Source organism: Mesorhizobium sp. PUT5 (assembly GCF_052216645.1).
GTDB lineage: Bacteria > Pseudomonadota > Alphaproteobacteria > Rhizobiales > Rhizobiaceae > Mesorhizobium.
Genome location: NZ_JBQOSO010000003.1, coordinates 4,087,017 through 4,106,792 on the forward strand (window position 1 = coordinate 4,087,017; position 19,776 = coordinate 4,106,792).

Here is a 19,776-nt window from a genome sequence, read left to right on the forward strand (position 1 = left end):
ATAGGCATCATGATGCGGATATTGTGGATGCCAGGCCTGCTCGTATGTCTGCCGTTGGCGGCGGGCGGATGCGCGCGCACCGGCGACGGCACGGTGGTGATCCCGAAACAGGTCGATTACCGGCGCATATGGGACCCGGGCCCGTCAACCTCTCGGACGCTTCTGGGCAGCGAGGCCGCCATATTCCCGGTGGCGCCCCAGGTGCAGAAAGCCGCGGCAAGGCGCGTCGGCACGCCGAGGCATGCGCGGGCCCAGGCACCGGCGCCGGCGGCCCCGATGGCGCCGGGGCAGGCCTTGACCTGCCGCGACGCGACCGCCCGGGATGGCCGCGTCCGCGTCGATTGCGAATAGCCGGCGGCACGGCCCGGTCTCCAGGCCCGGGCAGACTTTTGATGGGTTGGCGCCCTGGAGCAATTCCAGCAAAAGTGCGAAGCGGTTTTGCGTTCGGAATTGCGTCAAAACAAAGGGTTAGAGCGTTTCCGCGATTCGGAGAAAAGCGGAAACGCTCTAGACCATGATGCCGAAAAGTGTGAGGCGGTTTTCGGACGACATCATGGTCTATCCGATTGATTTTGCCGCATGTGTGCGACGCCAAGTGATTCCACTTGGTTGCAACATGCTCTAGGAGGCGATCTCGACGAAACGGCGCAGCGACCGCGGCAGGTCGGCCGGATCGAAGCTGCGGCCGATGACCACGATCTCGTTGTCGGTGCCGCCGACATTGGCCGCCCCGCCAGGCAGGATTTCGGGCGGCTGCACCACCCGCCGCACGCCCTGCAGCAGCAGCCGCCCGGCGGGCGTCGGCACCACGCCCTTGACACGCAGGATGTCGTCGCCCCTGGCGTGGAGCAAGGCGCTCATCCAGGTGCTGAAGGTGGTCCAGTCGATCGCTGGGTCGACATGCAGCGTTGTGGCGATGACCGGCGCCTGTGGTCGGCCGGAAAGGTCCGGCAGCGGCTCGGCCCCGGCGTCGGCATAGTCCGGAAGCGCGGCCGTGGAGCCCAGGGCGGCCCCCGCAATCGCGGCGCCGGGGTTGAGCTGCCGCAAGGTGGCGAGAAGCCGTTTCAGCTCCGCTTGATCGGCCATGTCGACCTTGGTGACGACGAGGCGGTCCGCCGTCTCGACCTGCCGGCGGCTGAGCGGCTCGCCGCGCATCTGCACCAGGCCGTTGAGGGCGTCCACGGCCACCACGATCTCGCCGACCACGACATGGTGGACCAGCACCGGGTCGCTGCGCAGCGCGTCGACGATCGCGCCGGGATCGGCGAGCCCGCTCGTTTCCAGCACCAGTTGCTCCAGCCGCAGCCGCGCGCCGCGCGTGCCGTTGCCGTCGACGCGGTCTTCGGCGATCCCGCGCATCAGGCGCAGGAAGCCTTCCTTTCCCGCGCAGCAGGCACAGCCGTCCGGCAGCACCGCAAGCCGCGTCGAGCGGTAGAGAAGGGCATCGTCGACCGGCACCGCCGCCGCTTCATTGACGATGACGAGGGCTTCGCCGAAGGCATCGGCGTGAAGCTGATGGCGCAGCCATGTGGTCTTGCCCGACCCCAGGAAGCCGCCCAGTATCGTCAGCTTCATGCGCCCTTCGGCGCCGTCGCGGATCATCTTTCGCCGCCGTCTTGCGTCCCGCCGTCCAGGAAGGCGGGATCGAGCGGATCGAAGGCCCTGCCCGAAAGCCTTTCGGCCGCCTCCCAGACCTCGGCCAGGTTGGCCGCGATCACCTGGTTGCCCGAAAACGTGCCGACGCAGATGCCGGGCGTCTGCATGTCGTCATGGGCGGTCAGCCCCTGGGCCGGCAGGATGGATTTCAGCAGATCGGCCCGGCGGTAGCGGGCGCGCAGCCGATCATGTGCCGTGGCCGAGGAGCCGGCCTCGGTCCAGTGGCCCGGCGCGGAAGGAAACCCGCAAAAGCCGCACATCGTCGCCTCCAGGACTGCGGCGGGGGCGTTGCCGTCCCCGCCGAGAATGAATCGGGATCAGATGACCTCGGGCCGCGCCTTGCCGTCGAACGGGAAGCGCTTGCGGTAGTCGGCGGCGATCTCCTCGAAGGTCATCCATTTCACGCCGTCATGGCCGTTGATGTACTCTATCAGCCGCTCCAGCATGAGCAACACCTGCGGGCGGCCGCTGACGTCGGGATGGATGGTGAAGGCGAACACCGCATAGTCCATCTCGCGATAGACCCAGTCGAACTGGTCGCGCCACAGTTCCTCGATGTCGCGCGGGTTCACGAAGCCGTGGCTGTTGGGTGCCTTCTTCATGAACATCATCGGCGGCAGGTCGTCGACATACCAGTTGGCGCCGATCTCGACCAGGTCGATCTCCTTGCCGTGCTTGAGCGGCTTCATCCACTCCTCGGCCTTCTTGGAATAATCGATCACGTTCCACTCGTCGCCGACGCGGGCGTAGAAGGGCTGGAAGTCGCGATAGCCCTGGCTGTGGTCGTATTCGAAGCCGTATTTCAGCAGCAGTTCGGCGGTGGAGTTCGACATTTCCCACCACGGCGCCACATAGCCGCGCGGCGCCTTGCCGGAGAGCTTCTCGATCAGCTCGATGCTCTTGACCAGCACGGCCTCCTCCTGCGTGCGCGTCATGGCGATCGGGTTCTCGTGGAGGTAGCCGTGCGCGCCGATCTCGTGGCCCTCGTCGACGATCTGCTTCACCTGGTCGGGGAAGGTCTCGATCGAGTGGCCGGGAATGAAGAAGGTGGTCTTCAGGCCGTATTTCTTGAACAGGCGCAGCAGCCGGATGTTGCCGACCTCGCTGGCAAAGATGCCGCGCTGGATGTCCGACGGCGAATCCCCGCCGCCATAGGAGCCGATCCAGCCGGCCACGGAATCGATGTCCGTGCCGAACGCGCAGATGATTTCCTTCTTCGCCATTCTCAGTTCCTCCTTTGGACCGCAACGCGGCTCTTTCGATTTCGCATGACAGCCCGCACCAACAAAATCGAAGGCGGCTGTCGTCCCGCATCCGCGGGCGGACCCTCCCCTCGCGCGCGGGTGCAACCCGTCGCGCGCCAGGACCCGGACGCCGACTATATCAGTGGGAAGCCTCATGGCAATGAGGATAAATATTTTACCACGACAAGGCGTTAGCCCGGATACGGCCACAATAGATATGAAATCGATATCAATAAAAATCCGATTTCCGATCAAGCCTGCATCGGCCGGTTGATTGCGGCCCCCAAGCCGTTGCGACGGCTTGACATCGGCCTGTCGGCACCTGCTCTTACCGGACTTATCGATCAGGAGGAGGATTGCATGGACAGGTTGAAGGTCGTCATCGCGGATGTCGCGTTCGACGCAAGGCTGGAGCGCGAGGCCGCGCCGGCCACATGCGCGGCCTTCGTCGAGAGGCTGCCTTTCGAGAGCCAGGTGGTGCATGTGCGCTGGAGCGGCGAGGGGGTATGGATTCCGCTGGGCGACTACAATTTCGGCGTGGGCTACGAGAACCACACCAGCTATCCTGCGCCGGGCCAGATCGTGCTCTATCCCGGCGGCATCAGCGAAACGGAGATCCTGCTCGCCTATGGCGGCGTGCATTTCGCCTCCAAGCTGGGCCAGCTTGCCGGCAATCATTTCATCACCCTGACCTCGAACCTCGACCGGCTCGCCGAGATCGGCAAGCGGACCCTGTGGCAGGGCGCGCAGAAGATCACGTTCCAGATGGAATAGCGGGCCGGCCAGACAGGATCGCGGGGCCGGATCGAACGCGAAGGCGGCCGGCTCTACGCGCCCTGCATCTTTGCGACGCGCTCGCGCCGGCCGACACCCTCGAATCGGCTCGAGGGGCCCTGCGCGATCTCGTCGACCAGAAGGCGCACCAGCGCCGGGATCGGCCGGTCGCGCGGCAGGCAGATGACGAGCTTGCGCTCCGCCCAGGCGTCGGCGAGCTGCACGACATGCGCGCCCGCCTCCAGCGTTCCCGTTCCCACCGTCGTCGACGGCAGGATCGCCACGCCGGCGCCCGCCACCACCATGCGGCACACGCCCTCGAAGCTGCGCAGCTTCAGGCGCACGCCAAGCTCGCGGCCCAGCTTCTGCGCCTGCTGGCCGACATAGACGTGGATGGCCGAATGCTCGTCCAGGCCGATGAACTGCTCGTCGAGCAGTTCGGCGAAGCCGACGGAGCGGGCGTCCGCGAGCCGATGCCCGGCCGGCACCAGCAGCACCAGCCGGTCGCGCCGGAAGGGCACGAGGTCGAGGCCGTCGAGCTTGGCGTTGCCGGCCGCGATCCCGACATCGGCGTCGCCGGCGCGGAGCGCCCGGGCGATGCTGTCGGAGGTGTCCTCGTGCAGGTCGACGACCACGTCGGGATAGCGCGCCATGAACGCCGCCAGAAGGTCCGGCATGAAGGAGATGATGGCGTTGGAATTGGCCAGCAGCCGGATCGTGCCGCTCTGGCGATGCCGCCACGAGGCGACCGCGCCGTTCAGCCGCTCGGCTTGCAGCAGCACGGCGCGCGCATGCCCGGCCAGCTCGATGCCGGCGCGCGTCGGCCGCGAGCCGCGCGCGCTGCGCTCGAAGAAGGGCGTGCCGGCCTGGGTTTCGAGCGCCTTCACGCGTTCCGACAGCGCCGACACCGACATGTTCGCCGCCCGCGCGGCCGGCGCGAAGCCGCCGGTCTCGGCAATCAGCACGAGCAGCCGCAGGTCGATCAGGTCATAGTTCACGGGCTTTCTCCATTGCCGAACGCTGATGCCGGCAAATACGTCTACGCGCGCATATACTTCATGCGATAAGAGGAAGCGCAAGCGAACCCGCAAGGTGATTGACCGTGGAAGAAACCGACTATTCCGCCTGGATCGGCCGCAGCGAAGAGGCCGAGGACATCGTCACGCCCAGCCCGCTCAACCGCCTGTCGGCGACGCTGGACCGCAACGACCCGCCGCATGCCCCGGGCACGGCGCTGCCGCCGCTGGCGCACTGGCTTTATTTCCTTCCCGACGCGCCGCAATCGGGCCTGGGCGCCGACGGCCATCCCATGCGTGGCGGCTTCCTGCCGCCGGTGCATGAATTGCCGCGCCGCATGTGGGCCGGCAGCCGCATTACCTTCGCCCACGACATCCCGGTCGGCGCCACGATCCACCGCCGCTCGACCATCGCCGCGGCGACCCGCAAGCAGGGTGCGTCCGGGCCGCTGGTGCTGGTCACCGTGCGCCACGAGATTTCCGGTAAGGGCGGCCCGGTGGCGATCGTGGACGAGCACGACATCGTCTATCGCGGCCTTCAGGGGCCGGCCGCCAAGACGCTGCCGGACACGGCCGCCGCCCCGAAGGGCGAGTGGCGCCGCACGCTGACACCCGACCCCGTGCTCTTGTTCCGCTATTCGGCGCTGACCTTCAACGGCCACCGCATCCACTACGACCGCGACTACGTGACGAAGGAGGAAGGCTATCCCGGCCTCATCGTGCACGGGCCGCTCATCGCCACGCTGCTGGTCGACCTGGTGCGCCGCAACCTGCCGCAACGCCGCATCGCCGCCTTTTCCTTCCGCGCCGCGTCGCCCCTGTTCGACGGCCGGCCGATGAGCGTGAACGCAGACCTTCCCGATGCCGACGGCAGGATAAAGCTATGGGCGGCGGATGCCGCCGGGCGGACCTGCATGACGGCTCAGGTGCAACTCGACATGGCGGGAGAGCGCCGATGAGCCGCCCGCTCGACGGCCTGCTGGTGGTCTCGCTGGAGCAGGCCATCGCCGCCCCTTACTGCACCCGCCTGCTGGCCGACCAGGGCGCCCGCGTCATCAAGGTGGAGCGGCCGGACGGCGGCGACTTCGCCCGCGCCTACGACACCCGCGTGCGCGGCCTCTCCAGCCATTTCGTCTGGACCAACCGTTCCAAGGAAAGCCTAGCGCTCGACCTGAAGCAGCCCGAGGCGGTCGAGGCCCTGCGCAAGCTGGTGGCGCGCGCCGACATCCTCGTGCAGAACCTGGCCCCCGGCGCCGTCAACCGGCTCGGCCTGGCGCCCGCCGATCTGCGCGCCGCGAACCCGCGCCTCGTCACCTGCTCGATCTCCGGCTACGGCCCCGGCGGCCCGCACGCGCAGCGCAAGGCCTACGACCTTCTCGTGCAGGCCGAGGCCGGCTTCCTTTCGGTGACGGGCTCGTCCGCCGAGATGGCCAAGGCCGGCATCTCCATCGCCGACATAGCCTCGGGCGTCACCGCCTACCATTCCATCCTTGCCGCGCTGCTCCACCGCGCCAATACCGGCAAGGGCGACCACATCGAGGTGTCGATGCTGGAGGCCATGGCCGAATGGATGGGCTTTCCCATGTATTTCGCCTTCGAAGGCGCCCCGCCCCCGCCGCGCGCCGGCGCCGGCCATGCCACCATCTACCCCTACGGGCCATACGAAACCGCCGACGGCATGGTGTTCTTCGGCCTGCAGAACGACCGTGAATGGGCGGCCTTTGCCGAGATCGTGCTGCAAAGGCCGGACATGGCCGCCGATCCCCGCTTCAAGGGCAATGCCGGCCGCGCCGGCCATCGCGAGGTGATCGAGCCGGTGCTGGTCGAGGTGCTGTCGGCCCTTGCCAGCGCCGAGGCGATGGCGCGGCTCGAAAAGGCCGGCATCGGCACCGCCCAGGTCAGCGACATGGCCGCGCTCTGGCAACATCCGCAGCTTGCCGCACGCAACCGCTGGGGCGAGTTCGGCTCGCCGGCCGGAACGCTGCCGGGCCTGAAGCCGGTCAGCGGCGCGGCTTGGGAACCGCGCTTCGACCCGGTGCCGGCGCTGGGCGAGCACACGCAAGCCATCCTGGCCGAACTCGGCATCGCGCCGGACGACCTTTCAGCTTTCAAGGACGAAAGACCCGCATGATCCCCAGACCCGACCGCCACCAGCAAATGCGCGAGGCGCTGCGCGACCTGTGCAGCCGCTTCCCCGCCGAATATCACCGCGCTCACGACGAGAAGGCCACCTATCCGGTCGAGTTCATCGACGCGCTCACCGAGGCGGGCTGGCTCGCCGCCATGATCCCGGAAGAATATGGCGGCTCAGGCCTTGGTCTTACCGAAGCCACCGTGGTGATGGAGGAGATCAACCGCTCCGGCGGCAATGCCGGCCACTGCCACGGCCAGATGTACAATATGGGCACGCTGCTGCGCCACGGCTCCAAGGCCCAGAAGGACTATTACCTGCCGAAGATCGCCTCGGGCGAGTTGCGGCTGCAGTCCATGGGCGTGACCGAGCCCACCACCGGCACCGACACCACCAAGCTCAAGACCACGGCGGTGAAGAAGGGCGACCGCTATGTCGTCAACGGCCAGAAGGTGTGGATCAGCCGCATCCAGCATTCCGACCTGATGATCCTGCTTGCCCGCACCACGCCGCTGGCCGAGGTCAAGCGCAAGTCGGAAGGCCTGTCGATCTTCCTGGTGGACCTGCACCAGGCCATCGGCAACGGCCTCACCGTCAATCCCATCCGCAACATGGTCAACCACGAGACCAACGAGCTGTTCTTCGAGAACCTGGAAATCCCGGCCGACAGCCTGATCGGCGAGGAAGGGCGCGGCTTCCGCTACATCCTCGACGGGCTCAATGCCGAGCGCACGCTGATCGCGGCCGAATGCATCGGCGACGGCTACTGGTTCATCGACAAGGTGGCAAACTACGCCAAGGAACGCATCGTCTTCGACCGCCCGATCGGCCAGAACCAGGGCGTGCAATTCCCCATCGCGCGCGCCTATGTCAATGTCGAGGCGGCCAACCTGATGCGCTTCGAGGCGGCGCGCAAGTTCGACGCGCATGAGGACTGCGGCGCCGAGGCCAACATGGCCAAGCTGCTCGCCGCCGACGCCTCGTGGGAAGCGGCGAACGCCTGCATCCAGTTCCACGGCGGCTTCGGCTTCGCAGCCGAATACGACGTCGAGCGCAAGTTCCGCGAGACGCGGCTCTACCAGGTGGCGCCCATCTCCACCAACCTCATCCTGTCCTACGTGGCCGAGCACATTCTGCGCCTGCCGCGCTCGTTCTGAGGCACCCCATGACCGAGACCCGCAATCCGCTGATGAGCCGGGCCACCGGCCATGAAAGCGCCGATCTGGCCGCCTTCGCCGCTAACCTGCGCTTCGAGGACATCCCCGCCGAGGTCGTCGACCGCTGCGTCAACTTCTTCGTGGACTGGGCGGGCTCGGCGCTTTCGGGCGCCGGCCAGCGCGCCATCGCCGCGCTCGAAAGCTTCGCCGGGCGCATGGGCCCGGCCTCCGGCCCCGCCGAGATCCTGACCAGCGGCCGCACCACCTCGCCGCTGTTCGCCGCGCTGGTCAACGCCGCCGCCTCGCACATCTCCGAGCAGGACGACGTGCACAACGGCTCGGTCTTCCACCCCGCCGCGGTCGTCTTCCCGGCCGCGCTCGCCGCGGCCCAGGCCGAGGGCGCCTCGGGACGCGACTTCGCCGCCGCCTGCGTCGCCGGCTACGAGGTGGGCATCCGCGTCGGCGAATTCCTCGGCCGCTCGCACTACCGCGTCTTCCACACCACCGGCACGGCCGGCACCATCGCCGCCGCCGTCGCCGCCGGCCGCATCCTCGGGCTGGATGCGCAGGCCATGCTGAACGCGCTCGGCTCGGCCGGCACGCAGGCCGCCGGGCTGTGGGAGTTCCTGCGCGACGCCGCCGATTCCAAGCAGTTGCACACCGCCAAGGCCGCCGCCGACGGGCTGAGCGCCGCCTATCTGGCGCGCGACGGCTTCACCGGCGCAAGGCGCATCCTGGAAGGGGCGCAGGGCATGGCCGCCGGCATGTCGTCGGATGCCGATCCGGCCAGGCTCACCGACCGGCTGGGCAGCCGCTGGACGGTGCTGGAAACCTCCTTCAAGTTCCATGCCTCCTGCCGCCACACCCATCCGGCCGCCGACGCGCTGCTGGCGGTGGTGGAGGCCCACGATCTGAAGCCGCAGGACATCGCCCGCGTCACCGCGCATGTGCACCAGGGCGCGCTCGACGTGCTGGGTCCGGTGACGAACCCGGTCAGCGTCCACCAGGCGAAGTTCTCCATGCCGGCCACCCTCGGCCTGATCGCTGCGCATCGCCGCGCCGGCATGGCCGAGTTCGACGGTTTTCTGTCCGACCCGGTGGCGCGCACCTTCCTCGACCGCGTCGGCATGGAACTGGACGCCGAGGTGGACGCGGCCTATCCGGTGCGCTGGATCGGCAAGGTGTCGGTGACGACGGCGGCGGGCGAGCGCCTGAGCGGGCGGGTCAACGAGCCCAAGGGCGACCCCGGCAACACGCTGAGCCGCGACGAGATCGACGCCAAGGCGCGCCGGCTGGCGCTCTACGGCAAGACGGTCGGCCCGGCCGAACTGGACGCGCTGCTGCCGCGCCTGTGGTCGATCGCCTCGGCCAACAGTCTGGCTGGCCTGCTCCGCTCCAGATGAGAGGCGAAACGATCGGCGCAGAGGGCGGGCGCCATGCACCCGCCCTCTGCCGATTCAGTCCTCACACGCCGATCGGCATGTGCTCGGGCGAGCGGTTGACGGCGCGCGGCGCGGTCAGTTCCTTCCAGGTCGACAGCGCCTTGGCGACCGCCGGGAAGGCCGGCCGCTTGACGTGCTTGCCTCGACCCGGGCGCGGTTCGTTGGCGCCGTCGCCCCACACCACGTCGCCGCGCGAGATCGTGTAGCGCGGCAGGCCCGACACCTGCACCCCTTCGAAGACGTTGTAGTCGATGATCGACTTCTGCGTGGCGGCCTTGATCGTCTTGGACGCCTTGGGGTCCCACACCACCAGGTCCGCGTCGGAGCCCGGCAGGATGGCGCCCTTGCGCGGGTAGATGTTGAGGATCTGGGCGATGTTGGTCAACGTCACCGCCACGAACTCGTTCGGCGTCAGGCGCCCCGTCTCCACGCCCTTCGTCCACAGCACAGACAGCCGGTCCTCCAGCCCGCCGGTTCCGTTGGGGATCTTGGTGAAGTCCTTGAGGCCGAAACGCTTCTGCTCGGTGGTGAAGGCGCAATGGTCTGTCGCCACCACCTGCAGCGAGCCGGACTGCAGCCCCGCCCACAGCGAGGCCTGGTGTGCGGCGTCGCGGAAGGGCGGGCTCATCACCCGCCGGGCGGCATGGTCCCATTCCTGGTTGAAATACTCGCCCTCGTCGAGCGTGAGGTGCTGGACCAGAGGTTCGCCGAAGACGCGCATGCCCTTCTGCCGCGCGCGCCGGATCGCCTCATGCGCCTGTTCGCACGAGACATGCACGATATAGACCGGCACGCCCGCGGCGTCGGCGATGGTGATGGCGCGGTTGACCGCCTCGCCCTCCACCTCCGGCGGGCGCGAATAGGCATGCGCCTCCGGGCCGGAAATCCCCGACGACATGTATTTCTGCTGCAGCGCCGCGACGAGGTCGCCGTTCTCGGCATGCACCAGCGGCAGCGCGCCGAGCGCGGCGCAGCGCTGGAAGGAGGCGAACATCTCGTCGTCGTTCACCATCAGCGCGCCCTTGTAGGCCATGAAGTGCTTGAAGGTGTTGACGCCGCGGCCGATCACCTTTTCCATGTCGTCGAAGATCTGCTTCGACCAGCCGGTGATGGAGACGTGGAAGGAATAGTCGCCGCAGGCTTGCCGCGCCGCCCGTTCCTCCCACACATCGAGCGCCTTCACCATGCCGTCCTCGCCCGGAATGACGAAATCGACCACCAGGGTCGTGCCGCCCGACAGCGCGGCATAGGTGCCGCTTTCCCAGGTTTCGGCCGTCGTGGTGCCCATGAACGGCATTTCGAGGTGGGTGTGCGGATCGATGCCGCCGGGAATGATCAGCGCGCCCTCGGCGTCGATCACCGTGTCGCCCGAAAGATTTTCCCCGATCGCGGCGATCGTCTCGCCCTCGATCAGCACATCCGCCTCGTAGCTGCGATCCGCGGCGACGATCGTGCCGCCCTTGATAACCTTCGACATGCTGCTGCCTCTCCCTGTCAACTTGCGTGGATGGTGGAAAAGGGAGCGGACGGCCCGCCCGCTCCCGTGGCGTTCAATTCTCCGGCGGCGGGACCGCGCCCTTGCGCTCCACGATCAGCCGGTATGCCTCCGGCTCGCGGTGCCGGGCGAAGTCGAAGATGGTCTGCCGGTAGCGCTTGCCCATGTCGAGATCGCAATTGGCCGTGATGACCTCGTCTTCGAGCGTGGCGGCCATGGCCACGATCTCGCCCGACGGCGCCACGATCACGCTCTGCCCGACCATGCTGGAGCCTTCCTCCTTGCCGCATTTCGCGGTGCCGATCACCCAGGTGCCGTTCTGGTAGGCGCCCGCCTGCATGGAAAGATGATTGTGGAAGCTGGTCAACCCGTCGATGTCGGGATGGCCCGTATGGTCGAAGGGCGTGTTGTAGCCCAGCATGACCATCTCGACCCCCTGCAGGCCCATGACGCGATAGGTCTCGGGCCAGCGCCGGTCGTTGCAGATGCACATGCCCATGACGCCGCCGAAGGCGCGCCAGACGCCGAAGCCGAGATTGCCCGGCTCGAAATAGCGCTTTTCCAGATGCTGGTGGGTGCGGCCCGGCTGCGGCTCGGAATGGCCGGGCAGGTGCACCTTGCGGTACTTGCCGACGATGTCGCCGTTGCGTTCCACGATGATGGAGGTGTTGAAGCGCCGCTTCCTGCCGCCCTCCATGACCATCTCGGCATAGCTGACGTTGAAGCCGACGCCCAGCTTCCTGGCCTCCTCGAACAGGGCGATGGTCTCCGGGCCGGGCATCTCCTTCTCGTAATAGCTGTCCAGCTCGGCCTCGTCCTCGATCAGCCAGCGCGGGAAGAAGGTGGTGAAGGCGAGTTCCGGGAACACCACCAGCTCGGCGCCCCTGCCCTTGGCCTCGCGCATCATGGCGATCAGGCGGGCGACGGTATCCTTGCGGGTCTGCGACTTGGGGATCGGCCCCATTTGCGCGGACGCCGCTTTCACGATGCGGGACATGGTTTTTCCTCCTCCTCTTCGGAACGGCGCGAGCCTGCCGGATGGCGGCCTTGCAGCGCCTCGATTTCGCGGTCCTTCCCGGAGCGGGCCCCGGGAGAGGCCTCATGCCGTCGCCTTCCCTCCGCCGAGAAAACGATGGATTTCGGTATGGTCGGCGCCCTTGCCGAGGCTGGCCGAAGCCTCCTTCCACAGCGCGGCCGCCCGGCCCGGGCCGGCCAGGTCCACATCCAGCGACGCCACGAGGTCGGCCGCCGTGGCCAGGTCCTTGGCCATCAGCTCCATGGAGAAGCCGGAGGCGAAGCTGCCGGACAGGACGAACGGCTTGAGCTTGACCTCGGTGGAATTGTTCCGCCCGGTGGAGGCGTTGAGAACGTCCACCAGCACGCCCGGCTCGACGCCGAAGGCCTCGCCGACGATCAGCGCCTCGCAGGCGGCCGCAAGTCCGGCGGCCGAGACGAAATTGTTGAGGGCCTTCACCGCGTGGCCGGCGCCGACGGCACCCACCTCGAAGATCGTCGTGCCCATGGCGGCAAGCAGCGGCCGCGCACGCTCTATGTCGCGCGGATCGCCGCCGGCGATGATGGAAAGCGAGCCGTCGGCCGCCTTGCGCACGCCGCCGGACACCGGCGCATCGATCATGGCAAGGCCGAGCCCTTCCAGCTCCGCGCCGAGCGCGCGGGTCGCCAGCGGCGCGGACGAGCTCATGTCGATGACCAGTGCCCCCGGCGCAAGCGCTGCGGCGGCGCCGTCCGGCCCGAGCAGCGCCCGGCGCACCACGTCGCTATTGGGCAGCATGGCGACGGCATATCCCGCGCCGGCCGCCGCCTCGGCCGCGCTGGCGAACGCCTTGCCGCCGCGCGCCTCGAAAGCCGCACGCGCCTGTCCCGAAGGGTCGCAGCCGCGCACCTCGAAGCCGGCCTGCACCAGCCGCGCGGCCATCGGCAGCCCCATCATGCCGAGGCCGATGAACGCGACCGGAGCCGGTGCGTCAGTCAATGCCCATCTCCTTGAACACTTCCCGCGCCGTGCGGAAGCAGTCTATGCCCGCCGGCACGCCGCAATACACCGCCACCTGGAGGAATATCTCCTTCAGCTCGTCCTTGCTCAAACCGTTGTTCAGCGCGCCGCGGATGTGCAGCTTCAGCTCGTGCGGCCGGTTCGCCGCCGACAGCATGCCGAGATTGAGGATGCTGCGGCTGCGGCGGTCGAGGCCCGGCCGGTTCCAGATCTCGTCCCAGCACCATTCGGTGGTGAGCTGCTGCATCGGCCAATTGAAGTCGTCGGCCTGGTCGATCGAGCGCTCGACATAGTCCGAACCGAGCACCGCCTTGCGCGTGACGACGCCGCGTTCGAATTTTTCCGATCTGGGGCGGCTGCTCGACATGTTCGTCTTCCTTGTTTCGGACCGGCAGGCGGTCGGGACTTTCACGCGCCGGCTTCGGTCAGCACGCGCTCTATTTCGAGGCCGTAGCCGAGCAGGCGCTCGTCTTCGCCGCCGGTCGCGGAGAACAGGATGCTGGTCGGCATGCCGTTGCCGTCGCTGCCGTTCGGCAATGCCAGGCCGCACAGGTTGAGGACGTTGCCGAACATGGTGTTGCGCAGCGTCAGAAGGTTGATGCGGTAGAAGAGCGCATCGTCTGCATCCAGCGGCGCCACCTCGGGCGCCACGATCGCCGTCGTCGGCATGACCAGCAGCGCGCCGTCCAGGTCCTGCGTCAGTTGCGCGGCCAGTTCCCGCCGGCCCGACTGGAGGGCAAGCACCGCATCGGCCGTCATGTTGCGGCCGCCCATGATGCGCGAGACCACGCGGCGGTCCATGCGCTTCACGTCGTCGCTCTCGACCAGCTTGCGGAAGTCGTGGAACGATTCGGCCGCAGTCAGCGTGCCGTAGCGGGCGGCGAGCGCCGCCACCCCGGCAAGGGCTGCGGGATTGCGGCGCACGATGGCGACGCCCGCCTCGCGCAGCGCATCGAGCGAACGCTCGAAGTTGGCCAGCACCGCCGGCTCGGCCTCGTCGAGCACGATCTCGTCGGGAGCGACCATCGTCAGCCCTTCCAGGCCGGCGCGGCGCACATCGCTGGCAGGCTTGCCGCGCAGGGCCGCGTCCAGCAGCACGCAGTCGCCCACGGAGCGCGCCAGCGGCCCGACCGTGTCGAGCGTGCGCGACAGCGCCACGACGCCGGTCTTGTCGATGCGCCCTTCGCTGGTCTTGAAACCCACGATGCCGTTGAAGGCGGCCGGCACGCGCACGGAACCGCCCGTGTCGGAGCCGATCGCGCAGGGCGCAAGCCTTGCGGCCACCGCCACGCCCGCCCCCGACGACGACCCGCCCGGCGCGCGCTCCACCTTGGGGTCGTTCGGATTGGCCGGCGTGCCGAAATGCGGGTTGAGCCCGAGGCCCGAATAGGCGAACTCGGTCATGTTCAGCTTGCCCAGGCTGACCATGCCAGCCGCCGTGGCATTGGCCACGCAGGGCGCGTCCTGGCGCTTGATCCCGCTGTCGCGCAGCAGGTCGGAGCCGGCCGTGGTGCGCGTGCCGGCCACGTCGATATTGTCCTTCCAGGCGATCGGCACGCCGTCCAGCGGCGAGAGCGGCCTGCCGTCGCGATAGCGGGCTGCGGCCTCGCGCGCCTCCGCCAGGGCGCGGTCGCGGGACAGCGAGATGAAGGCGTTGCCGCTCCAGTGCCGCTCGATGCGGTCGAGGAAACATTCGGTCACCGCGACCGGATCGGCCTTGCCGGCCCGGTACGCCAGGCCGATCTCGGCGGCGGTCTGGTCCGCGATCTTGTCTATGTCCGTCACGTTACGTCCAACCTGTCTTTGATGCGGGCGCAATCCCGCGGCCATCACGCCCGGTCCCGACGCAGGACACCCCGCCTTGCCGCCCGCTCCGGCGGTCGGTCGGACCCGGTCCCACCCCGCATCGCCATCGGTTGCCCGTCAGCGATGCGGCAGCGGAATGCCTGGTTTAGCTCGCGCCCGCTTCCCGTCAATGCGCGCTCAATGCGGAGAAGCCGTGTAGCGATCCTTGCCGGTGGCGGCATCGACTTCACTCAGCAGATGCACGTCGTTGGCGTCCCAGCTCACCGACACCCGGTCGCCGGGACCGACGGGCTCGGCGAAATAGGCGGCGTCCGAGACATGGGCCACGAACGGGCCGCTCGGCCCGATGTCGATGGTGACCTTGACGTAGCTGCCCTGATATTCGGTCGCCTCGACCACCCCGTCGATGGTGTTGACGGCGGAGCCGGCCGGCTGGCCGTTTGCCCTGGTCAGCGCCACCCGGTCGCGCCGCACCGTGATCGAAAGCGGCGTGTCCTTGCGGTGCGTCCCGCCATCGGCGTTCGCCCGGAATACCCAGCCTTCCGCGCTCGAGAGCGCCAGCCCTCCCGCACCGTCGCCGGAAACCCTGCCGGTAAGCACGTTCTGTCCGCCCATGAAGCGCGCCACATAGGGCGTGGTCGGCCGGTTGAAGATCTCGCTGGCCGAGGCCGCCTGGTCGATGCGGCCGGTGTCCATGACCACCACCAGATCGGCCAGCGCGATGGCCTCGGGCTGCGTATGGGTGACGTGGACGAAGGTGATGCCGAGTTCGGATTGCAGGCTTTTCAGCTCGCCGCGCATCTTCAGGCGCAGGAACTCGTCCAGCGCCGACAGCGGCTCGTCCAGCAGCAGCACCTTCGGGTTGGTGATGAGCGAGCGCGCCAGCGCCACGCGCTGCTGCTGGCCGCCCGAGAGCTGCGCCGGCATGCGGTCCTTCAGGTGGTCGAGCTGCACGCGCTGCAGCATCTCCAGCGAGCGCTGGCGCCGCTCGGTTTTGCCGACGCCGCGCATCTTGAGGTAGAAGGCGACGTTGTCGAGGATCGACAGATGCGGGAAGAGCGCATAGCTCTGGAACATCATCGCCGTGCCCCGTTCCACCGGCGCCTTGCCCACGACCATGTCGTCGCCGATGTAGATTTCGCCCGAGGAGGGGGATTCGTGGCCGGCGATCATCCGCAGGATCGTCGTCTTGCCGCAGCCCGAGGGGCCGAGCAGGCAGCAATAGGAGCCGTGCGGGATGGTCAGGTTGATGTTCTTGACCGCGTCGAAGGCCCCGAACTTCTTGGCGACGTTGACGAGGCGGATCTCGCCCGTTCCCTGCTGGGAGGAACGGCTCGCGGTCGCGCTGGGGTTGGTGTTCGTCATGTTCATTATCGGGACCGTTTGCGTTGGATGAAGAGGATCGACCCGAGGGCCAGCGCGATGACGATGAAGGAGACCACGGTGGTCACCGTTCCCAGCGCATAGAGCGCGGGCGAGGTGACGTTGGTCGTCATCGTCCAGATCTCGAGGGGCAGCGTGTTCTTGGTGCCGACCGTCAGCCAGCTGCGCGGGAACTCGTCATAGGAGAGCGTGAACCCGAACAGCGCCACCGCGATCATGCCCGGGAACACGATGGGCACGACGACGTTCTTCACCGCCTGCCACTTGGTCGCGCCCAGGTCGAAGGCAGCCTCCTCGTAGGAGGGATTGAGCCGGCCCAGCACCGAGAACATGATGAGCAGCCCGAACGGCAGCGACCAGCTCAGATGCGCGCCGAGCGCCGAGCCGTACCAGCTCGCCGGCAGGCCGAGATAGCGGAAGGTCACCAGGATGCCGATGGACAGCACCAGGCCCGGCACGATCAGGCTGGCGATCGCCGCATAGAAGATGACCGACGAGCCGCGGAAGCGGCGGCGGAAGCCGAAGCCCGCCGTCACCGAGATCAGCACCGTCGCCACCATGACGATCAGCGCCAGCGGCAGCGAGCGGTTGAAGGCCCCCACCACGTCGCCGGTCCGGCGCGGGCTGAACAGCTCGTCGAACCACATCAGCGAAGGATCGCGCAGCGGGAAGACCAGCGACGCCGACGGCCCCTGGAACGACAGGATCAGGACCGACAGCATCGGCCCGTAGAGGAATATCACGAAGAGCGTGAACAGCAGGGCCAGCACGTAGAAGGTCCACGGCCGGCTGCCGTAGGAAGGAGAAGCCGACATCTTATCTCACCAGTTCCTTGCGCACGTCGACCAGCCGGAAGATCGCGGTCGCTATCAGAAGCACCACGATCAGCAGGATCACCGCATTGGCGGCCGCACGCGGGTAGTTGAGGAATTGCAGGTCGTTGAACATGCCCGACGTGACCGAGCCGGAGAGGCCGCCGCTCATCACCGTGACGACGAAGAAGTCGCCCATGACCAGCGTCACCACGAAGAGGGAGCCGAGCGCGATGCCGGTCTTGCACAGCGGCAGCACCACGTTCCACACGGTGCCCCAGCGGCTGGCGCCGGCGTCCACCGCCGCTTCCAGGAGCGACTTGTCGATGCGGGCCATCGAATTGAAGATCGGCACGATCATGAACAGCGTGAACAGGTGCACATAGGCCACCACCACCGAGAAGTCCGAATAGAGCAGCCAGGTATAGGGCTGGTCGATGACCCCAGCATTGATGAGGGCGCTGTTGATCAGCCCTTCCTTGCCCAGCACCGGCCGCCACGAGATCATGCGGATGATGTTGGAGGTCCAGAACGGCACCGTGCAGACCAGGAACAGCCCGATCGCCACCATGAGGCTGCGTACATGGAAGACCAGGAAGTAGGAGATCCAGAAGCCCAGCACGAAGGTGATGGCCAGCACGATCAGCGTGAACTTCAGCGTCGACAGATACAGCGTCCAGCTGGTCGGGTTGTTGATGATGTCGATGTAGTTCTTCAGCGTGAAGGTCGGCACGATCCCGACCAGCATCTGGTAACGGAAGAAGCTCACCGTCACCACGAGCGCGATCGGCACCACGAAGAACAGGGCCAGCACCACGGTCAGTGGCGCCACCTGGAGATATGTCAGCAAGCCGACCTTGCTGTTGTTAGAACTGCCGCTTGTGGCCATTTTCCTGTTTCCGCCGGAGGGATCCGGCGGCCGTGGCCGCCGGATGTTTCTTGCGAGACCGCGCCTGCTCAGGCGGCGTTGAACTCGTTCCACTTCGCGTAGAGGAACTCGGCCTCGTCCATGAGGTTGTTCCACACGGCCACCTTGGAGAAGCGATCCTCGAACGAGCCGCCGTCGCGCACGTCGCCCTTGGAGTTGGTCTTCTCGCCGGTCGGGCTGGTGATGTCGGCCGTGGCCGCCTTGCCCTCGTAGAAGAAGCCGCGCTCGTTTTCGGACAGGGCCGCCTTCGCCGTCTCGACATTGGCGCTGTAGTAGCCCTGCTTGGCGATGAAGCCGCCGACCCAGCCGGAGTTGAACCAGTTCAGATATTCGTAGGCCGCGTCGCGGCGCAGCCCGTCCAGATGCGACATCAGCGCCAGGCCGTTGCCCCAGGCGCGGTAGCCTTCCTTGAGCGGCTGGTAGGTGCATTTGATGCCCTGGGTCTGAACCGCGGTGACCGCCGGCGACCACATCGACTGGATGACGACCTCGCCGGCGGCCATCAGGTTCACGCTTTCGTCGAACGTGCTCCACAGGGCGCGGAAGTGACCGGCCTTCTTCAGCTCGATCAGCCGGGCGATGGTCTGGCTGATCTCGTCCTGCGTGGGGTTGCCCTTGTCGCCGTATTTGACCTCGCCGGCCGCCTCCAGCGCCATCATGGCGTCCATGATGCCGTTGGTGGGAATGTTCTGGATCGCGGCCTTGCCCTTGAAATCCGGCGAGATCAGGTCGGCCCAGGTGGTGATGTCGCGGCCGACCAGGTCGGGGCGGATGCCCAGCGTGTCGGCGTTGAAGACGCTCGGCACGAAGGAGGCGAAATCGGTCTTGCCGCTGGCGAAGGTCGTGGAGTCGATCGCGTCGCGGTAGATGAACTCGATCGGCGCGTCGCCTTCGCGCGACACTTCCTTGCCGTCGAAGGTTCCCTCGGTATAGAGCGGCGTCAACTGGCCCCAGTTCTTGATCTTGGCGATCTCGACGGCCTGGGTGACGCCCTGCGGCACGGCCGCCTTGCTCTGCCAGATTTCCATGTCGGCGATGTCGATCGACTTCGGGTCGTTGACCATGCGGTTGAGCAGGCCCGGATGGTCGACGACCGACATCTCCACCTTGAAGCCCAGGTCCTGGCTCGCCTGGCGGGCGATGTCGGCGATGGTGGAATAGGACATGCCCGTGTGGTTGAGCGTGATGTCCTTCAGGTTCTGCGCCCAGACCATCGGGAAGCCGGTGACCGCGGTGATGCCGGTCAGCGCCGCGCCGCCCTTGAGCACGGACCTGCGCGTTACTTTCCTGTCAGAAATAGTCCCGGATGATTTCGTCATTTTCTCTCTCCCATTTTTTGCAGCCTTCCGCATATGCGTTGACCCGACGGTCCGGCCATCTGCCGATACCGGTTCGGCAACCTGAGTGCGGGAGAGCCGGGCGGCGCCCGTCGCCACCGATCGGCCCGACCTCCCTCGAACCATGCTGATCGTATCGAACCGGGAGCGTACGCGCCGGATATGGACGGTGTCTATGCCGGGAACGCGCGGCGGCCGCAGGCCGGCCGCAAATCCCATGAAGGCCCGTGACGGAAACAGCTCCCCGGGCCGCGCCAAGGCGACCGGAACGAACCACTGCCAAAAACCAGCGTCACGAGCGACGGACACGCACCGTCCGGGCACGGCCTTTGCAGGCCGCGGCCGGCCACGGGCCGCCTACATCGCTACGATCCTCGATCTCATCAATCCTCCCTGAATTCAGCGGCACCCTCCAGTGCCTGGCATGAACCGAAATGCAGGCGAAACCGGATTGGCACCGCCCCGGACGCAGGGCACTATACCAAACTCCGCCGCGCGTCCGGCGCGATTGCGCCGCCTCCCGAGCTGCGGTTCCGCCAGCAGGGCACGACGCCGAAAACCACGCCGTCCCGCCCTGTTTC

19 protein-coding genes are annotated in these 19,776 nt (G+C 67.4%); 6 read left to right on the forward strand and 13 right to left on the reverse strand.

Going from position 1 to position 19,776, the window contains the following annotated elements:
• The first annotated feature begins 27 nt into the window (after positions 1-27).
• Positions 28-351, forward strand: coding sequence for a hypothetical protein (locus ACTDI4_RS21465; RefSeq protein ID WP_442843069.1), 324 nt, complete (start codon positions 28-30; stop codon positions 349-351).
• A 270-nt stretch (positions 352-621) separates the two neighbouring features.
• Here ACTDI4_RS21465 and ACTDI4_RS21470 read toward each other — a convergent pair whose 3' ends face one another.
• The 3 genes from ACTDI4_RS21470 to ACTDI4_RS21480 are packed head-to-tail and all read right to left on the reverse strand — an operon-like array spanning position 622 to position 2,879.
• Positions 622-1,602 (reverse strand): CobW family GTP-binding protein, encoded by a 981-nt coding sequence (locus tag ACTDI4_RS21470; RefSeq protein ID WP_442843070.1) that lies wholly within the window; start codon positions 1,600-1,602, stop codon positions 622-624.
• The gene (locus tag ACTDI4_RS21475) at positions 1,599-1,916 is read right to left on the reverse strand and encodes a hypothetical protein (protein ID WP_442843071.1); all 318 of its coding nucleotides are present in this window, start codon (positions 1,914-1,916) and stop codon (positions 1,599-1,601) included. Before ACTDI4_RS21475 ends, ACTDI4_RS21470 begins: the two co-directional genes overlap by 4 nt.
• 57 nt (positions 1,917-1,973) lie before the next feature.
• Entirely contained in the window at positions 1,974-2,879 is a 906-nt protein-coding gene (locus tag ACTDI4_RS21480; protein WP_442843072.1) for a polysaccharide deacetylase family protein, read from the reverse strand.
• 381 nt (positions 2,880-3,260) lie between these two features.
• On the opposite strand from ACTDI4_RS21480, the gene ACTDI4_RS21485 reads away from it, so the two are divergent.
• Entirely contained in the window at positions 3,261-3,674 is a 414-nt protein-coding gene (locus ACTDI4_RS21485) for a DUF3830 family protein (protein WP_442843073.1), read from the forward strand.
• Between the two features lie 53 nt (positions 3,675-3,727).
• On the opposite strand, the gene ACTDI4_RS21490 is transcribed toward ACTDI4_RS21485, so the two are convergent.
• Positions 3,728-4,672: a LysR substrate-binding domain-containing protein gene (locus ACTDI4_RS21490; RefSeq protein ID WP_442843074.1), complete on the reverse strand. Its 945-nt coding sequence runs from the start codon at positions 4,670-4,672 to the stop codon at positions 3,728-3,730.
• A 104-nt stretch (positions 4,673-4,776) separates the two neighbouring features.
• Between ACTDI4_RS21490 and ACTDI4_RS21495 the strand changes: the two genes are divergently transcribed.
• The 4 genes from ACTDI4_RS21495 to ACTDI4_RS21510 are packed head-to-tail and all read left to right on the forward strand — an operon-like array spanning position 4,777 to position 9,381.
• Positions 4,777-5,649: an FAS1-like dehydratase domain-containing protein gene (locus ACTDI4_RS21495; protein WP_442843075.1), complete on the forward strand. Its 873-nt coding sequence runs from the start codon at positions 4,777-4,779 to the stop codon at positions 5,647-5,649.
• The gene (locus ACTDI4_RS21500; RefSeq protein WP_442843076.1) at positions 5,646-6,821 is read left to right on the forward strand and encodes a CaiB/BaiF CoA transferase family protein; all 1,176 of its coding nucleotides are present in this window, start codon (positions 5,646-5,648) and stop codon (positions 6,819-6,821) included. Before ACTDI4_RS21495 ends, ACTDI4_RS21500 begins: the two co-directional genes overlap by 4 nt.
• Positions 6,818-7,978: an acyl-CoA dehydrogenase family protein gene (locus ACTDI4_RS21505; protein WP_442843077.1), complete on the forward strand. Its 1,161-nt coding sequence runs from the start codon at positions 6,818-6,820 to the stop codon at positions 7,976-7,978. The genes ACTDI4_RS21500 and ACTDI4_RS21505 overlap by 4 nt, the downstream gene beginning before the upstream one ends.
• Before the next feature lie 8 nt (positions 7,979-7,986).
• Entirely contained in the window at positions 7,987-9,381 is a 1,395-nt protein-coding gene (locus ACTDI4_RS21510) for an MmgE/PrpD family protein (protein ID WP_442843078.1), read from the forward strand.
• Positions 9,382-9,442: 61 nt separating this feature from the next.
• Here the strand turns inward: ACTDI4_RS21510 and hydA are convergent, their stop codons facing one another.
• The 9 genes from hydA to ACTDI4_RS21555 all read right to left on the reverse strand — a co-directional run bounded on the left by hydA (position 9,443) and on the right by ACTDI4_RS21555 (position 19,177).
• A complete protein-coding gene (gene hydA / locus ACTDI4_RS21515; RefSeq protein WP_442843079.1) occupies positions 9,443-10,897 on the reverse strand; it encodes a dihydropyrimidinase in 1,455 nt (484 codons plus the stop codon).
• Positions 10,898-10,970: 73 nt separating this feature from the next.
• The gene (locus ACTDI4_RS21520) at positions 10,971-11,912 is read right to left on the reverse strand and encodes an N-carbamoyl-D-amino-acid hydrolase (RefSeq protein WP_442843080.1); all 942 of its coding nucleotides are present in this window, start codon (positions 11,910-11,912) and stop codon (positions 10,971-10,973) included.
• Between the two features lie 102 nt (positions 11,913-12,014).
• The gene (locus ACTDI4_RS21525) at positions 12,015-12,908 is read right to left on the reverse strand and encodes an NAD(P)-dependent oxidoreductase (protein ID WP_442843081.1); all 894 of its coding nucleotides are present in this window, start codon (positions 12,906-12,908) and stop codon (positions 12,015-12,017) included.
• Positions 12,901-13,296, reverse strand: coding sequence for a carboxymuconolactone decarboxylase family protein (locus tag ACTDI4_RS21530; RefSeq protein ID WP_442843082.1), 396 nt, complete (start codon positions 13,294-13,296; stop codon positions 12,901-12,903). The genes ACTDI4_RS21525 and ACTDI4_RS21530 overlap by 8 nt, the downstream gene beginning before the upstream one ends.
• A gap of 41 nt (positions 13,297-13,337) precedes the next feature.
• The gene (locus ACTDI4_RS21535) at positions 13,338-14,714 is read right to left on the reverse strand and encodes an amidase family protein (RefSeq protein ID WP_442843083.1); all 1,377 of its coding nucleotides are present in this window, start codon (positions 14,712-14,714) and stop codon (positions 13,338-13,340) included.
• A gap of 198 nt (positions 14,715-14,912) precedes the next feature.
• Complete coding sequence (locus ACTDI4_RS21540) at positions 14,913-16,100, reverse strand: ABC transporter ATP-binding protein (RefSeq protein WP_442843084.1); 1,188 nt, start codon at positions 16,098-16,100, stop codon at positions 14,913-14,915.
• Positions 16,101-16,105: 5 nt separating this feature from the next.
• Entirely contained in the window at positions 16,106-16,933 is an 828-nt protein-coding gene (locus tag ACTDI4_RS21545) for an ABC transporter permease (protein WP_442843085.1), read from the reverse strand.
• 1 nt (position 16,934) lies between these two features.
• Complete coding sequence (locus ACTDI4_RS21550; RefSeq protein ID WP_442843086.1) at positions 16,935-17,819, reverse strand: ABC transporter permease; 885 nt, start codon at positions 17,817-17,819, stop codon at positions 16,935-16,937.
• 68 nt (positions 17,820-17,887) lie between these two features.
• Entirely contained in the window at positions 17,888-19,177 is a 1,290-nt protein-coding gene (locus ACTDI4_RS21555; protein ID WP_442843087.1) for an ABC transporter substrate-binding protein, read from the reverse strand.
• Positions 19,178-19,776: the final 599 nt, after the last annotated feature.

Bases quoted from the DNA above. Each gene is read 5' to 3' on its own strand.
- ACTDI4_RS21470 (WP_442843070.1), bottom strand. From the start codon at position 1,602: ATGATCCGCGACGGCGCCGAAGGGCGCATGAAGCTGACGATACTGGGC.
- ACTDI4_RS21520 (WP_442843080.1), bottom strand. From the start codon at position 11,912: ATGTCCCGCATCGTGAAAGCGGCGTCCGCGCAAATGGGGCCGATCCCC.
- ACTDI4_RS21510 (WP_442843078.1), top strand. From the start codon at position 7,987: ATGACCGAGACCCGCAATCCGCTGATGAGCCGGGCCACCGGCCATGAA.
- ACTDI4_RS21530 (WP_442843082.1), bottom strand. From the start codon at position 13,296: ATGTCGAGCAGCCGCCCCAGATCGGAAAAATTCGAACGCGGCGTCGTC.
- ACTDI4_RS21480 (WP_442843072.1), bottom strand. From the start codon at position 2,879: ATGGCGAAGAAGGAAATCATCTGCGCGTTCGGCACGGACATCGATTCC.
- ACTDI4_RS21505 (WP_442843077.1), top strand. From the start codon at position 6,818: ATGATCCCCAGACCCGACCGCCACCAGCAAATGCGCGAGGCGCTGCGC.
- ACTDI4_RS21545 (WP_442843085.1), bottom strand. From the start codon at position 16,933: ATGTCGGCTTCTCCTTCCTACGGCAGCCGGCCGTGGACCTTCTACGTG.
- ACTDI4_RS21475 (WP_442843071.1), bottom strand. From the start codon at position 1,916: ATGTGCGGCTTTTGCGGGTTTCCTTCCGCGCCGGGCCACTGGACCGAG.
- ACTDI4_RS21540 (WP_442843084.1), bottom strand. From the start codon at position 16,100: ATGACGAACACCAACCCCAGCGCGACCGCGAGCCGTTCCTCCCAGCAG.
- hydA (WP_442843079.1), bottom strand. From the start codon at position 10,897: ATGTCGAAGGTTATCAAGGGCGGCACGATCGTCGCCGCGGATCGCAGC.
- ACTDI4_RS21550 (WP_442843086.1), bottom strand. From the start codon at position 17,819: ATGGCCACAAGCGGCAGTTCTAACAACAGCAAGGTCGGCTTGCTGACA.
- ACTDI4_RS21555 (WP_442843087.1), bottom strand. From the start codon at position 19,177: ATGACGAAATCATCCGGGACTATTTCTGACAGGAAAGTAACGCGCAGG.
- ACTDI4_RS21465 (WP_442843069.1), top strand. From the start codon at position 28: ATGCCAGGCCTGCTCGTATGTCTGCCGTTGGCGGCGGGCGGATGCGCG.
- ACTDI4_RS21500 (WP_442843076.1), top strand. From the start codon at position 5,646: ATGAGCCGCCCGCTCGACGGCCTGCTGGTGGTCTCGCTGGAGCAGGCC.
- ACTDI4_RS21485 (WP_442843073.1), top strand. From the start codon at position 3,261: ATGGACAGGTTGAAGGTCGTCATCGCGGATGTCGCGTTCGACGCAAGG.